The sequence below is a fragment of the Microcoleus sp. Aus8_D2 genome (assembly GCF_036702665.1).
Lineage (GTDB): Bacteria > Cyanobacteriota > Cyanobacteriia > Cyanobacteriales > Microcoleaceae > Microcoleus.
This window is the reverse complement of sequence record NZ_JAUBUN010000002.1, coordinates 240,904-256,058: the sequence shown is the minus strand read 5'-3', so window position 1 is coordinate 256,058 and position 15,155 is coordinate 240,904. Positions and strand designations below refer to the sequence as shown.

The following is a 15,155-nucleotide window of genomic DNA, read 5'->3' as shown; positions in this document are numbered from 1 at the left end:
ATAAATGTCAGAAGCTAGTAAAAATCTGTTGGCTGCGGGCGATGACGAATTAATCGCGGCGGGGGACGATGAATTAATATTTGCCGCAGAAGATGAGGTGGAAGAAAAGCCGATAGCAGCCAGTTGGAAAATATTAATTGTAGACGATGAAATAGAAATTCACAATATTACAAAACTCGCCTTAAATGAATTTATATTTGAAAATAAACCGATCGCATTTATCAGTGCTTACTCAGGCAAAGAAGCCAAAGAAATAATCGAAGCCCATCCTGACATTGCCTTGATTTTACTCGATGTAGTTATGGAAACTGAAGAGGCAGGCTTGGAAGTAGTAAAATACATCCGCGATATTTTAGACAATCAAGTAGTGCGGATTATTTTGCGAACCGGGCAGCCGGGACAAGTGCCAGAAGATGTAGTAATTGTCAGCTACGATATTAATGATTACAAAACCAAAACAGAACTGACAAACAAGAAGTTATTTACCACGGTAGTGACAGCACTCAGAGCATTTCGCGCCCTGACTCAAATCGAAGCCAGCAAAAGTGAACTAGAAAAAATAGCAGCAGCGTCAGCGCGCTTTGTCCCCAGAGAATTTTTAAGATTTTTACAAATAGAAAGCATAGTTGATGCCAGATTGGGAGACTCTGTACAGGCAGAAATGACGATTATGTTTGCTGATATTCGTTCATTTACAAGTTTGTCAGAGAGTATGTCTCCCAGAGAAAATTTTGAATTTCTTAACTCTTATTTAAGCCGAGTTGGCCCAGTTATCCGCCAGTACAACGGTTTTATAGATAAATATATTGGTGATGGGATTATGGCTTTGTTTCCTAACCGTGCTGAAGATGCCGTGCAAGCAGCAATTGAGATGCAGCAGCAAGTTAAAATTTATAACAGACACAGGCAAAATAGCGGTTATCAACCTATTTCGATCGGGATTGGCTTGCATACGGGAACTTTAATGTTGGGTACGATAGGGGAGGCGGAACGGATGGAAAGTACGGTAATTTCTGATGCGGTGAATTTAGCTTCCCGGGTGGAAGGATTGACAAAGCTTTACGGAGTTGGTATTGTAGCTAGCGTTCAGACTTTGTGTCGGATTGACGACCCCCAACATTACAAGTGCCGATTTCTCGATCGCGTTCAAGTCAAAGGAAAACAAACACCTGTTGCTGTATTTGAAATTTACGACGGGGACTCGGATATCACGATCGAACTAAAAGCACAAACCCAAACTTATTTTGAACAGGGAATTTTTTTTCATTACCAGCAGCAATTCGCGCAAGCAAGGCAAATGTTTCTGCGCGTTTTGCAAGTCAACAAGTATGATAAGGCAGCATTTTTTTATGCTGAACGCTGCGAGATGTTGATGAAGAATGCTCTAATTATGACTTTGGAAGGAATTGAGATTTAGGTAATTGGTCAGTTGTCAGTGGTTAGTGGTCAGTTGTCAGTTGTCAGTTGTGAGTTGTCAGTTGTCAGTGGTAATGGGTAATTGGTAATTGGTAATGGGTAATGGGTAATGGGTAATGGGTAATTGGTAATTGGTAATTGGTAATTGGTAATTGGTAATTGGTAATTGGTAATTGGTAATGGGTAATGGGTAATTGGTAATATCATGTCCGAGAGACAACAATATTGTCGGGGCGGGTTTACGGGATATCTCGCTTATATTACAGACAATGCGCGAACCCGCCCCTACTGGAATTCGGGTTAATTTACCGGACATCATATAATGGGTAATGGGTAATGGGTAACTGGTAATGGGTAATTTTTAATCCGTTAAATCCCTTAAATCCCGTACACTGCTTCGTTGCCGAACTTGCTTCTATCCGTTACATCCGTTAAATCCGTTAAATAATCCGTTGCCGAACTTCTCTCCATGCGCTTAAAATCTCTTGATGTTTTTCGCGGAATTGCGATCGCCTCGATGATTCTAGTCAACAACCCCGGTAGTTGGAAACAGGTGTATCCGCCGCTAGATCATGCAGAATGGCACGGCTGCACCCCGACAGACTTAGTATTTCCGTTTTTCCTGTTCATCGTTGGCTGCGCGATGTCCTTCTCGCTGTCTAAATATACTGAAAATAATCAAAAAATAGGAACAGAAGCATCGGAAAATTCCGCAACACAGGAACAAACAACAAGAGAACAACAACCTTCTTCTTTTTCATCTCTTACTGAAAATATTTACTGGCGAATTGCGCGGCGGGCGGCGATTTTGTTTGGATTAGGATTGTTGTTAAATACATCTTCGATCGCCCTTGACGTACTTTTGAACGGCGCCCCGATCGCAAATTTCGGTAAAATCAGGATTATGGGAGTATTGCAGCGCATCGGTTTAGCTTATTTCATCAGTGCGATCGCGATTCTGAACCTTTCCCCCCGCAATCAAAAACTGCTCGCTGTTGCGGTGCTTTTAGGCTATTGGGGCGTGTTATCCGCAGGCGGTGTAGGGGGGTACAGCGCCTACGAACTGACGCCAGAAGGATATTTAGGTGGATATGTCGATCGGCTAATTCTCGGCAGCCAACACCTGTACAAAGGCGGCCCCTTCGATCCTGAAGGATTGTTGAGCACCTTACCAGCCAGCGTGACAGTGCTGATCGGCTACTTTACAGGAGAGTGGCTGCGCGTGCAGCCTATAAAAACCCGCACGAGTTTAAATTTAGCGATCGGCGGCCTCTGTTGCCTAGTAATCGGCCGTTTGTGGGGATTTGCTTTTCCCATTAACAAACAATTGTGGACGAGTTCCTATGTAGTTTTTACTGCTGGCTGGGCGTTGTTATTGTTAGCAGTTTGCTACGAAACTATAGAGGTGCGAAAGTGGAAATGGGGATGGCCGTTTGAAATCATGGGTTTGAATGCAATTTTTTTGTTTGTCGCGTCCGGTATTGTCGCCAGACTTTTGTTAAAAACTCATGTTGGTGGTGATAAAACTGCTCCAACAACTTACACTTGGATTTATGAAAACTGGTTTATACCTTGGGCTGGGCCGCTCAATGGTTCTCTAGCTTTTGCGGTGACGGCGGTATTGTGTTGGTGGTTGATTTTGTACGGGATGTACCGTCGAGGTTGGCAGATTAAAATTTGAGAAGTTTGGTGTAGTTGATGTAACTCTTTTAATAATCTCAGATAAGGGCGATCGATCTTTCTAGCAAAACACCAGTTTAATTTATAATTGAAGGCAGGAGGATATATTATGGCGACTAATGCTCGAGAAATTTATCTTCAAGTTGTCCGCACTTTGCCACCAACGGAGCAACTACACTTAGCAACTCTGATCCTCAACGATTTATCACAGGAAAATGTCTCTGTCGTCGAGCCAAGCGATACCTCAACTGAGGAAGATTGTCTCGATGTAACAACTAAACCAATTCAAATTGAAGAAGTCCTAGCACGGGTGAATACTTATCAGGGTTTGGAGAACATTCAAAAACAGCTTCGTCAAGAAATTTGCGATCGCCCACAAGCTGAAAACAATTTGCAACAAACCCTTGCTACCTTACGGGATGCACAAATGGAACTGCTACTAAAGGAGAGGGAAAAAAAATTGGTTTTGGTTAATCCATTAGACGGTGTTTCTCACGAAATTCATAGCCTGATCGGCTTTCTCAGCGGCAACATCGACTTCACTAAAATGGGCGTTCAAGACTTAATCGGACATCTAGCGCTCTATCAGCAACACTATCCCAACCCAGCAGCACCAATTCAACAGAATGCCGAAGATATTGACCTATAATTTTTAATCGAAGACTTGCCCAAGTTTCTGAATAATACAGCGCAACCAGCGAGCGAGCGCATCAGGAATATCTTCATTTCACTTCGTAATTTTTGTCGGGCTGACTCAGACTCGAAAGTTTTTTGTAACATTCACGACTACATTGACAGTCTAATCTTCATTCTCAAAAATCGCCTCAGAGGTAATTTAAACCGTCCCAATATTGAAATCATCAAAAATTATGGCAATTTGCCAAGGATTGAGTGTTTTCCCGGTCAGTTAAAGCAAGTGTTTATGAATATTCTGGTAAACGCGATCGATATGTTTGACGAAATGGCACAAACTCGGTCTTTTGCCGAAATTAAAGCCGATCCTCAACAAATTTCGCTCCGTACAGAAATCATCTCAAACCAGGTTAAAATCAGCATTTGAGATAATGGATTAGGTATGAGTGAAGATGTGAAATCTCAAATATTCGATTGTTTATTTATCGCAAAAACAGTTGGTAAACGCACAGGATTGGGGCTAGAAATCGCCCGTATCATTGTGGTAGAAAAACACGGAGGTGCGATCGAAGTAAATTCGACTCTGGGGGAAGGAACAGAATTTATAATTATTTTGCCAGTTGGCGGGTCGTAGATATGTGGGGTGCGCGCTGCGCGCACCTTACGTCCTAAATAATGTAGGGAGCGATCGCACCTATTAAACCTCTTGCAAAAATCCTTTTGATCAATTGATGGGACGGGCTCTCCGGCCCATCCCACAAAAAAAATAAATCTTGTGGGATGGGCCGGAGAGCCCGTCCTAATTATTTTTGCAAGATGTCTATTCTTAAAGCTGAGTTGGATCGATATCCAGTTCTCTTAGTTTTGCAGCCATTCGATCGCGCTGTTGCTGAATTTCATCGCGCTGTTGCTGAATTTCATCGCGCTGTTGCTGAATTTCATCGCGCTGTTGCTGAATTTCATCCCGCTGTTGCTGAATTTCATCCCGCTGTTCCATTAACTCGACATAAGATAAAAACCGCTGTCCGTCCGGACGAATTATCTCTAATTCTGGTTCTGCAAATACGAACCGAACTCCCAAACGCGGACTGATCCAGCCATCTAAAGATTCAATAACTGTCAGTCCTGCTTCAGTTCTTTGCCATCCAGTCAGATCGTTATTATCTGGATCGTAGAGATAATATTCTTCCACACCAAAGCGGTTGTAAAACTGCAACTTCAGCGCCATTTCCGATAGCGTATTTCCCGGCGACAAAATCTCAAAAACCACCTGGGGCGCGATATTATCTTCAAGCCATTGCTGATAAGACCCGCGATATCCTTTTGGTCTGCCAAATACCACCATGATATCGGGCGCGCGCTTCATTTTATTGTCACCTTCGACGGGATACCACAATAAATCTCCGGCTACGAATACAGTTGGATTGTCTTTAAATAAGGCTTCGCACCCTTCTTTGAGTTTGACAATCCAACCAAATTGAAGTGTGTTATCTGACATGGGCTGTCCGTCGCTGTCTGGATACAGAACTTTTTCTGGTTGTTGAGTTGGCAGTAACTTAGTTTGTAATTGAGAAGTCATTTCATTTCTACCAAAAACTTCCACACCTAATTATAACCGACGAGAATGCCTCAACTGGTTTCAGCTTCAAGCTTTTAGCCTTCAGGGCCGATCGCCCGCCACCGCACCCTAACTATAAATGAGCCCAAATCGCTAAAATAAAAAAAAGATACGTAATAGGCAGGCCCGTTCAATGATCCCAACAGTTATAGAACAATCCGGTCGTGGCGAACGCGCCTTTGACATTTACTCGCGACTCCTGCGCGATCGCATCGTCTTCTTGGGCCAACAGGTTGACTCCGACTTAGCCAACCTGATCGTAGCCCAATTGCTATTTTTAGACGCCGAAGACCCGGAGAAAGACATTTACCTCTATATCAACTCCCCTGGGGGATCGGTAACAGCAGGTATGGGCATTTTTGACACGATGAACCACATCCGCCCCGATATTTGCACTATTTGTCTCGGTTTGGCCGCCAGCATGGGCGCTTTTCTGTTGAGTGCGGGCGCTAAAGGCAAGCGGATGAGTTTGCCTCACTCCCGGATTATGATCCACCAACCTCTGGGCGGAGCTCAAGGACAAGCTACCGATATTGAAATTCAGGCGAAAGAGATTTTGTACCACAAACAACGCCTGAATCAATTTTTGGCAGATCATACCGGTCAGCCGCTTTCCCGCATTGAAGAAGATACCGAACGCGATTTCTTCATGTCGGCTGAAGAAGCAAAGGATTATGGTTTAGTCGATCAAGTGATCGATCGCCGTCCTTCTGCTAGCCGCCCGATCGCTGCTGTGGCGTAAATTAAAAATTAAAAATTAACAATGGGGAAATCTTCTTCATTGTTGATTTTTGATTTTTACTGTCCGCTTAATTCCTTTTCATCAAATAGGTTTGATCGTTCGGACTAAAGTCCTGAGAAAGAAGGACGCTCAGTCCGAACGCTCAAACCTATTTTCCTGATTTTTAGTGGGAGTTGTTCGATATTTTTGGACTAAAGTCCTTAGAAAGAAGGAGGGAGCATCTCAGTTTTGTAAAAAGCATTTTTTTGATCTTCCGTGCGAGCTGTCGCGAGCTCGCGTATTGTACAATACGCGAGCGGGACGCTCGCACTGTAAATGCAAAACTGAGATGCTCCCAAGAAGGACTCAAGAACGATCAAACCTATTTTCCTGATTTTTAGGGTAAAGATTCGAGATATTGCAGGAAGTCGAACAATTCTTCTCTATTTAATAAATGTCGCGCTGCTTTGCCGTAACCTTGATTGAGATAATCTTTTCCTTGGTTGGCTGTCCACCCCAATCTCTTGATTTCCTCGGTGGTTCTGCTGTAGATTTCTAGATATTCTAGGAAATCTGCTAATTGTTCGCTAGAAAGTTCTCTCTGGGACGATTTGCCATAGAGTTGTTCGAGACAGTCGGTTTCCGTTTTTTTATTCCATCGCTGGCGTTTGAGGATGCCGTCTATTTGGGCGATCGTATCAGAATCATCCTCGATCGCATCGCTGGGAATTCCCAGGGCGATCGGCTGCGATTCCCGGACTTCGGCGGCACCCTGCGACAGTTCGCGATCGCTAATATTCGGCACTTCCAGTTCTGGAAGCGGTTCGCCGTAGCTGGAAGACAGCCAAGCGTCCGAGTCTAACTGTTTTGGGACAAATCCAGGAACTTGGGCCCGATCGACTGTTGGCGGTAGCGGTTCCGGTACAGGTGCGATCGGCTCTGCATTTAATTTCGCTTCCGTATTGACAAAATTGGTTTGATGTGGTAAATCCACTTGGTCTGGAACAGGCATTTCTAAAACCGGAAGCGGAGCAAGGGCTGGCCCAACGGGAACGGGAACAGCAGGAGGGGGCGCTACGGGAACGGGAACAACAGCAGCAACCGGAGCCGGAGCCGGAGCCGGAACGGGAACAGCAGCAGCAACCGGAGCAGGAGCATCAAATGCGAGGACAGCGATCGCTCGCGATCGGGCGCGGTCTTCAGCATCCTCAACAGACTCAGCAGCCGACATACCAGTAGCAAGAGTTTTGCCGTCAACCTGAACCAGACAGCGAACCACAAACTTACTGTGATGAATAGTCAGCAACTCACAGATTAACTGTCCAGTGGGATAAAGGGCGCGAAATTGAGCAAGCATAATTTTTTTACCCCGAAACCTGAAGGGGCTGATGACTTCAGTTTAGTACAACCAGAGAGAAAACAATTTTCTGAAAGCACATATTCAACATACAATAAATGAAAGGTGAATCATGCGCGCAACCTTTCACGCCATAAAACCCTATCCCACATCCGGCGGTTTAAGCTAACAAGCACCGGGGGTCATTTCTACCTATAGGAGATGACACAGCAACTAGGCAAAAGTAGTAAAAGTCTCCGGTTTTGTGTACCTTGCACTTTCTACAGCACAGATTGCTCCCTACCCTGAATTTCACCTCCGTCCGCAAGGGCAGAGCGCTTGCAAAAACAGGGGCATCCCAGCGGCGAGCTACTAGCAATTTTGCCTAATCGCCGGTAAAATCTTTGGCTTTAGCAAAAGGCAAGAGGCACTTCAAAAAGAAGAAGAAAGCAGGAAAAAGGCAGAAGGAAAAAGGTAAGAGGCCCAAATGCAAATTTTCTCCCTCTCCATCTATCCCAATCCCCGAGTCTACCCGTCGCTTTCAGCATCGAGTCATCTTTTAAGAACCGACAGGGGCTTTCTACTTCGCGAAGATCTCGGCGCTCAAAGCGAAAAGCAAAGGAACCAACGCTAAAAACTTGTATTGGGGCATAGGGTGCGGGGCATTTGTTTGCACCGTCATCTGTCAGTTGCAGACAGACAGCAGACAATTAACGCTCGCGCCAGTGTCGGGAAAAAATCTGAAAAAATCCCCGCGCACGGGTAGCACCGACTGTGTTCGCATCTCCACCTACTAACCCGCGAATTTGTTGGGAAGCAGGCACAGCGAAGGCGGGAGAGGGCGCGGCGGCTGATTTCGCCAAAATTAGACTAATTGCTGGAAACAAGAGGATCGATCGCTACATGGAATTTTCTATCGCTGCACTGCTGGCAAATTTTACAGAAGACAAATTAGTGGCTCCCAAAGCACTAGAAAAAAAACTCGACTGCAATGATGAAACCAGTCAACTCAAACTTCAAATCGCATTAGAAGCTCTAGAGAAAATTGGCATATTAGTCAAAGACAAAGGCCGCTATCGTCGAGTAGTGGAAGACGACGTAGTAGAAGCAAAACTGCGCTGTTCCAGCAAAGGATTTTGCTTTGCAATTCAAGACGCTGAAGGCTCAGAAGACGTTTATGTGCGGGAAAGTCACCTCTCGACAGCTTGGAATGGCGATCGAGTTTTAGTCAAAATTATCAAAGAAGGTAGCCGCCGCCGATCGCCCGAAGGCGAAGTCATGCTGATCCTCGAACGCGCCAACCCCTCGGTACTGGCGCGAGTCAAGCAAACCGCCACCCCCACCGGCCGCGTCAGCTACAGAGCAATTCCCCTGGACGATCGCCTGTTGTTTGAACTAGACTTACTCGCCAACGGTACAAATCTCCAAGAGGCGATCGACCATTTAGTACACGTCGAAGTCAAACGCTATCCCCTCGGCACCCACCGCCCAGTCGGCAAAGTAGTACAGGTACTCGGTTCTGACGCCGAAGCTGCTGATGACCTCGACATCGTATGCTGCAAACATGACCTACCGCGCTCCTTCCCCGCCGCCGTCATCAAAGCAGCCGAAAATTTGCCCAGCAAAGTCAAAAAAACCGACATTAAAAAACGGTTAGATTTGCGCAACATCCTGACTGTTACCTTTAGCAAAAACGAGGCGGGAGAAATCAACAGCGAAATTGATGCCCCTCAAGCTCAGCAGGAAAGCTTCTCAGACGAAGCAGCCGAAAACGAGTTTGACCCGACCTCATTCCTCTCCGATCCGCCCATAGAACGCGCATTGTCGATCGAAAGCCTGAAGTCCGGCTGCTGGCAAGTTGGAATCCACGTCACCGACGCCGCCGAGTACGTACAGCCCGAAACCCCGATCGACCGCGAAGCCCGCAAACGAGGCACCTGCGCCCATCTGGGAGAAAAAATCATCGCCGTACTCCCAGAAATCCTCAACGAGCGCTGCTCCCTGCTGCTAGACGCCGAACGGCTGGCTTTCAGCATAATGCTCACCATAGACGAATCCGGAGAACTCCTAGAATACGAAATTCAAACCAGCGTCATTCAAATTGACTACCACCTCAGCTACCAGGACGCTCAAGCAATTCTCGAACCAGGCTCCGATGCCGAAGATCATGCTTTGTCCTCCGCCCTCCGTCCTTTCCTCGATCAAATCTCCGCAGCCTCAAAGGCTGCCAGAAAGGCGAGGCTCAAGCGAGGAGCTTTTGAACTAAATTTGCCCGACGCTAACTCTCACTTCGACGATGAAGGCGAATTAGGAGCTTTTGCAACGGCTCCCCCCGCCCAGTCTGCTGTCTCCGAGTTGGTCGTACTCGCCAACCAAGCTGTCGCCACCCACCTGCAAGCCTTGGGAGTCCCAGCAATCTACCGCGTCCAGCCGATGCCAGATCCAGCAGACATTCAAGAGTTCATCAAACTCTCCAACAACCTCGGAGGCGAACTGTATCTCGAAAACGAAGAAGAAGTTCTGCCCTTGGACTTTCAGCGATTTACCCAGCAGTTTGCCGGCCTCAAGTCCGAAAGAGTTCTCACCTACCTGCTGGAAGACACGATGAAGCCCGCTGTTTACAGCACAACTCCCAAGCCTCACTTCGGTTTGGCCCTGTCAAGCGGCTACACGCGCTGCACTTCGCCACTTTCCCGCTACGCCGATTTGCTGGTGCTGCGGGTGTTGCACGCTGTGTTAGAGCAAGGCCGCAGCAGCCGTACAACTCGCGCTAAGGAAAAAGTTAACCTGCACCATTCCTCCTGTCACGGTCAAATTACTTGGAATGTCCTGCCGCCAGACTTGCATCACGAGTTTGAGACAGAGTTTGCAGCGGCGGTGGTACACCTGACGGAACGCGAAAGGGTTGCTGAAGATGCCGAAAGCGATTTGCAGGGATTGAAGAAAACCGGATTGATGAAAGAGCGCACCGGTCAAACTTTCCAGGGTTTGATTACAGGGGTGCAGTCTTACGGTTTCTTTGTGGAAATTGAGGTGCGGCCGCCGGAAAGTGAACTTTTGCGTGTTGAAGGGTTGGTGCACGTTTCTTCGCTGAAGGATGATTGGTATGAATATCGATCGCGCCAGCAAACTCTAGTTGGCCGCAAAAACCGCAATCAATACCGTTTGGGCGATCGGGTAGAAGTTCAAGTTAAGAGCGTTGACTACTACCGCCAACAAATAGATTTAGTTGCTGTGGGCGGCGGTAGCCAAGCTTTTGATGATGATGAGTAGTCAGTAGTCAGTTGTCAGTAGTCAGTTGTCATTAGTCAGTTGTCATTAGTCATTAGTCATTAGAAGTGCTGTCGCCGCTCGCGAACAGCAGTCATAGTCATTAGTCATTTAACCGATGACCAATGAGTACAGAGATGGAGGACACGGCAGTGCCGTGTCCCTACAAACATCGAGTAGGGAAACGGCACTGCCCTGTCCTGAAAGACATCGCAACCTGTCGCGAAAGATATTGAAACCCGTCCCGAAAGATATTGAAACCCGTCCCGAAATACATCGCAGCCAATCCCGAAAGATATTGAAACCCGTCCCGAAATACATCGAAACAATCCCGAAAGACATCGAGCGAATTTGATATTATTTCTGCTTGCTTCTTCTCATATCGTGTCCGTTCGATTAACAGCAGTAAGATTCGTTCGTAGTGCGTCCTGGCGTCCGCAGAATGAAAGCGGACGCCAGGACGCACGCTCGATCCGTTTTTGTAGTGGTAATCGAGTGGACGCGCTCTCAATTCCTACTTGCTTCTTGCCTCATACTTGTTCCTGAAAAATAATGACAAATAACTACCCGCTAATTGTAGGAGTGACTGGAGCATCGGGATTAATTTACGCCGTGCGAACACTAAAATATCTCTTGGAGGACGATCGCGCCGTCGAACTGGTAGCATCAAAATCTACCTACATAGTTTGGCAAAGCGAACAGAACATCCGAATGCCCGCAGAACCAACTCTGCAAGAAGAATTCTGGCGAGAACAAGCAGGAGTACCCAATTCTGGCAAACTCCGGTGTCATCCCTGGCAAGATGTTGGTGCTAATATTGCTAGCGGATCGTTTCGCACCCAAGGGATGATGATTATTCCCTGTAGCATGAGTACACTAGGCAAATTGGCGGCTGGCTTGAGCTCGGATTTACTCGAAAGAGCGGCCGACGTTCAGCTCAAGGAAGGGCGAAAATTGGTACTTGTACCTAGAGAAACCCCTTTTAGTTTGATTCACCTGCGGAATTTAACTACGTTGGCGGAAGCTGGAGCTAGAATAGTGCCAGCGATTCCTGCTTGGTATCACAATCCACAAACTATTGAAGATTTGGTAGACTTTGTGGTGGCTCGTACTTTAGACCAGTTGGGGATTGACTGTGTTCCTCTCAAACGTTGGAAGGAAAAAGAGTTGACAGTTGACAGTTGACAGTTGGGAGTTGACAGTTGACAGTTGGCAGTTGGCAGTTGGCAGTTGGCAGTAGTCATTAGTCATTAGTTATTGGTTAGTTGTTATTGGTTAGTTGACAGATTAATTAGCAATGCCCAATGCTCAATTCCCCAATGCCCTGTTTGGCCAATTCCCCATTCCCCATTCCCCATTCCCCATTCCCAATTCCCAATATTATTAATATGCGTCCTGTATTATTGCTCGTGATTGTCGTGGGGCTAACTATTTTTGCCTTACAAAATGTGGAGCCGGCTTTATCGCTGGTATTTTTGGGAATTCGATCGCCCGCTTTACCCTTATCTATCTGGATTTTGCTCAGCATGGGGACGGGAGTTGTCACGTCTTTATTGATTTCTACTTTGCTCTCATTCTCAAATTACCTATCTCAAACACGACAGCGCAGCGGCCGCGACATTCGCAGCCGTGAGGCTGTCTCAGCAGACAGGAGAACAGCTTACGCGCCACCTCCTCCTCCCAGAAAACAGGAGATTGACCCCGATTTTGAGACGGTAAATAGCCAAACTTCCTATCGAACTGAGTACGGGACACCGGCAGGCTACACTCCGCAGACTTTCCAACAAGAAACTCCAAACCCAAACCCTCCTGTTGCCAAGAATTACAATCAACCGACAACTATTCAAGCCGCAGACGATGAAGACGATTGGGTTTCGGATGGCTCAAAATCGGCCTCTAGTGGCAGCGATGACGATTGGGGGGACGATCGCGATTTTGCCGCTCGACCGCAGGTAAATGACGTTCCAGCGGCAAATCCGAGGGCTTACGAATCGAAACAGGAACCGAAAAGCAAGTCTTGGGCTGGCTCAGTATACTCTTATGGCTATCGAGATCCCAGCAAGTCGGGGGTGGGACAAACAGAGTCTGTCTACGATGCAGAGTATCGAGTGTTGGTTCCCCCGCAAGATCCCATACCTCCCGGGGGTGGCGCCCAAGTCCCGCCACATCCTAGTGCAGACACAGAGGATGATTGGGGATTGGATGAGGATGATGTATTTGATGAGGACGATCGCCCCAGCAGCGGCCCGATTAACCTGAAAAAATAGCAAAATATTGGAGGATGTGGCGGTGGATTTGTTGAGGGGAGTTAATATCTATCTCGTCGGGATGATGGGTGTGGGAAAAACCACCGTCGGGCGGATTTTGGCAAGGGAATTAAAATACCGTTTTTTTGATACGGATGAACTAATTGTGCGAGTTGCTCGTCAGTCAATAGCTGAGATTTTTGATACCCAAGGGGAAGAGGCTTTTCGGGAATTAGAAACGAAAGTGCTCGGCGAATTGGCTGCTTATCAAAATTCGATCGTGGCTACGGGTGGCGGCATTGTTGCCCGATCGACAAATTGGGGTTACTTACATTACGGTATAGTGGTTTGGCTGGATGTGCCTGTAGACCAATTGTGCGATCGACTGCGATCGGACACCACTCGTCCCTTATTGCGGGAGGGTGAGCTCAAATCTAAGTTGGAAAGCCTTTTGAGCGAGCGAGAGCGTTTCTACGCTCAAGCAGATGTCCGAGTTAGCATTTCAGGAGGCGAAAGGCCTGAAGAAGTGGCGCGTCGGGCGATCGAAGAAATCCAAAAAGTTATCAAATCTCAAACCGAACCTGATATCAATTGAGACAGTCATAAACCTGGTTTCTGGGAAAATAGCCGATTTATGAGGACTTGTTAATTCCGTAAAAATACTGATTTCTGTCTGAGTGTGTCGGTTTAACCGCTCAATGTTTGCGAATCAACCGGGTTTGAGCGGATGCGGTGCGTAAATTTTCTCTAGCCACCACCCAGACTATTAGGACATTCTTAATTGCTGAAACCCTTGGTTTGATTGCCGCTTCTTGCTTCTTCCTGATGACTGATGACTACAGTTCGCGAGCGGGGACAGCACTAATGACTAATGACGGCAGGACTGATGACGGCAGGACTTCTGTTGTGCCAAAAAATAAAATGGCCCCACCGCGGTCGGGCTGTAGGGCGCAAGGACAGTTAAACGCTAACCTCATTGTCGGTAAATTTAGCATCGATGCTATCCTCCTATGTGACGATTTCGCGATCGTCCATCGACTGAGCAACTCTCCCGTATCAAAAAATGTAACCCAAGATCGATCGCATTCAACCTGTCCTATTCTAAAAACAATACCTCATGCATTCTGACGAGCAGCTCCCTAAAGCTGCTTTTTTATTGGGATTTAGTTTTTGGCTGCTACACTTGCGCGCGTTTGGCAACAACATTTTAGTCAAAAGGAAGAGGGAAGAGGGAAAAAATCCCGATCGCCCATTACCAATTACCGATTACCCATTACCAATTACCGATTACCCTGAGAAAATTCCCCAACCTGCCTGTTATTAACAAAAATTCTAGCGATCCGCCCACCCCCAAACCTGTTAAAGAAATAGTAGCTAATACTGCCAAAGCGCGCCAATTTTTCCAACCAGATATTTGAAGATCGAGTCTTGCCAAAGAGCCGGCTGAAATCAAGACTAAACAAGTAGCAAAAAGGTGCAGCCAGGTAACAACTACTACTGCCACAAAAGCTCCTAAAATAATAGAAATAAAAGCACCGACATCACTCGAAAACCACCTCATCATCAAGGATTTTGTATCCTTCAGGGGGAACGACAAGGCGACAGCTAACAGTAAAATAGAAGCTACGGCTAAAAACCAAGTCAGGTGCGGGGGAACATCAAACTCAGATAATTTCCAGCCAAAGGTGAAATAAGTAAGGAAAAGTAGAGTTAGGGAATGCCAAGAGTTTTTTTTCATCCGATGGAAAGATTAGGGAAACCAGGCAAAAAAAGATGACCCCGAGAAATTCGTGCGCGGGCTTAGAGGTTAGTAGAAATAGCTTGCACCGGACAAGTAGGGATGCACTGCTCGCAAACGATACAGCGCGATCGAGCAAACGTTAGTTTAAAGCTTTCTGGGTCAAGGGTCAAGGCTTCTGTGGGGCAAACCCCCGTGCACAAGCCACAGTTAACGCAGGTATCTTCGTCGATGAGTATTTCCCTGCTGGCTAGGGAAACGCCGATGCTTTGCGATCGCATCCAGTCGATCGCCGCTTCTAGTTGGTCAATGTCCCCTGATAACTCTAGCACCAGTTTGCCCACTTGATTCGGAGCCACCTGAGCGCGGATAATGTTGGCTGCAACATTAAAATCCTTGGCCAGTCGGTAAGTGACAGGCATTTGGATCGATCGTTGGGGAAACGTCAGCGTTACCCGTTTTTTCACTTTTACCTCGGTAATTTACAAACACAATCT

At 46.7% G+C, this 15,155-nt stretch carries 13 protein-coding genes and 1 pseudogene; 10 read left to right on the top strand and 4 right to left on the bottom strand.

Features of this window, described 5'->3' with window-relative positions:
* The first annotated feature begins 4 nt into the window (after nt 1-4).
* From QUB64_RS02895 to QUB64_RS02875, 5 genes and pseudogenes are all read left to right on the top strand, one after another.
* Nucleotides 5-1,417: an adenylate/guanylate cyclase domain-containing protein gene (locus tag QUB64_RS02895; protein ID WP_333266305.1), complete on the top strand. Its 1,413-nt coding sequence runs from the start codon at nt 5-7 to the stop codon at nt 1,415-1,417.
* Nucleotides 1,418-1,885: 468 nt separating this feature from the next.
* On the top strand, nt 1,886-3,097 hold the full coding sequence (locus QUB64_RS02890; RefSeq protein WP_333266303.1) for an acyltransferase family protein: 1,212 nt from the start codon (nt 1,886-1,888) through the stop codon (nt 3,095-3,097).
* Nucleotides 3,098-3,205: 108 nt separating this feature from the next.
* Entirely contained in the window at nt 3,206-3,745 is a 540-nt protein-coding gene (locus QUB64_RS02885) for a hypothetical protein (protein ID WP_333266301.1), read from the top strand.
* 15 nt (nt 3,746-3,760) lie between these two features.
* Nucleotides 3,761-4,156, top strand: a complete 396-nt coding sequence (locus QUB64_RS02880; RefSeq protein ID WP_333266299.1) for a hypothetical protein — start codon at nt 3,761-3,763, stop codon at nt 4,154-4,156.
* A gap of 12 nt (nt 4,157-4,168) precedes the next feature.
* Nucleotides 4,169-4,363, top strand: a pseudogene (locus QUB64_RS02875) (ATP-binding protein); the annotation flags it as partial.
* 192 nt (nt 4,364-4,555) lie between these two features.
* Here the strand turns inward: QUB64_RS02875 and QUB64_RS02870 are convergent.
* Nucleotides 4,556-5,308: a Uma2 family endonuclease gene (locus tag QUB64_RS02870; protein WP_333266297.1), complete on the bottom strand. Its 753-nt coding sequence runs from the start codon at nt 5,306-5,308 to the stop codon at nt 4,556-4,558.
* A 148-nt stretch (nt 5,309-5,456) separates the two neighbouring features.
* Between QUB64_RS02870 and clpP the strand changes: the two genes are divergently transcribed.
* On the top strand, nt 5,457-6,089 hold the full coding sequence (gene clpP / locus QUB64_RS02865; protein ID WP_293149808.1) for an ATP-dependent Clp endopeptidase proteolytic subunit ClpP: 633 nt from the start codon (nt 5,457-5,459) through the stop codon (nt 6,087-6,089).
* A gap of 376 nt (nt 6,090-6,465) precedes the next feature.
* On the opposite strand, the gene QUB64_RS02860 is transcribed toward clpP, so the two are convergent.
* On the bottom strand, nt 6,466-7,425 hold the full coding sequence (locus tag QUB64_RS02860) for a hypothetical protein (protein WP_333266295.1): 960 nt from the start codon (nt 7,423-7,425) through the stop codon (nt 6,466-6,468).
* Between the two features lie 882 nt (nt 7,426-8,307).
* Here QUB64_RS02860 and QUB64_RS02855 point away from each other — a divergent pair.
* The 4 genes from QUB64_RS02855 to QUB64_RS02840 all read left to right on the top strand — a co-directional run bounded on the left by QUB64_RS02855 (nt 8,308) and on the right by QUB64_RS02840 (nt 13,515).
* Nucleotides 8,308-10,677, top strand: coding sequence for a ribonuclease R family protein (locus QUB64_RS02855; protein ID WP_333266406.1), 2,370 nt, complete (start codon nt 8,308-8,310; stop codon nt 10,675-10,677).
* 549 nt (nt 10,678-11,226) lie between these two features.
* The gene (locus QUB64_RS02850; protein WP_333266293.1) at nt 11,227-11,859 is read left to right on the top strand and encodes a flavin prenyltransferase UbiX; all 633 of its coding nucleotides are present in this window, start codon (nt 11,227-11,229) and stop codon (nt 11,857-11,859) included.
* A gap of 203 nt (nt 11,860-12,062) precedes the next feature.
* Nucleotides 12,063-12,941: a LapA family protein gene (locus QUB64_RS02845; protein ID WP_333266292.1), complete on the top strand. Its 879-nt coding sequence runs from the start codon at nt 12,063-12,065 to the stop codon at nt 12,939-12,941.
* A gap of 22 nt (nt 12,942-12,963) precedes the next feature.
* The gene (locus QUB64_RS02840; RefSeq protein WP_333266290.1) at nt 12,964-13,515 is read left to right on the top strand and encodes a shikimate kinase; all 552 of its coding nucleotides are present in this window, start codon (nt 12,964-12,966) and stop codon (nt 13,513-13,515) included.
* Nucleotides 13,516-14,193: 678 nt separating this feature from the next.
* Here the strand turns inward: QUB64_RS02840 and QUB64_RS02835 are convergent.
* Together QUB64_RS02835 and QUB64_RS02830 are read right to left on the bottom strand one after the other, a co-directional pair.
* Nucleotides 14,194-14,658, bottom strand: a complete 465-nt coding sequence (locus QUB64_RS02835) for a hypothetical protein (RefSeq protein WP_333266288.1) — start codon at nt 14,656-14,658, stop codon at nt 14,194-14,196.
* A 62-nt stretch (nt 14,659-14,720) separates the two neighbouring features.
* Nucleotides 14,721-15,125 carry an NIL domain-containing protein gene (locus QUB64_RS02830; RefSeq protein ID WP_333266286.1) on the bottom strand — a complete coding sequence of 135 codons (405 nt, stop codon included), beginning with the start codon at nt 15,123-15,125 and terminating at the stop codon, nt 14,721-14,723.
* Nucleotides 15,126-15,155 lie beyond the last annotated feature (30 nt).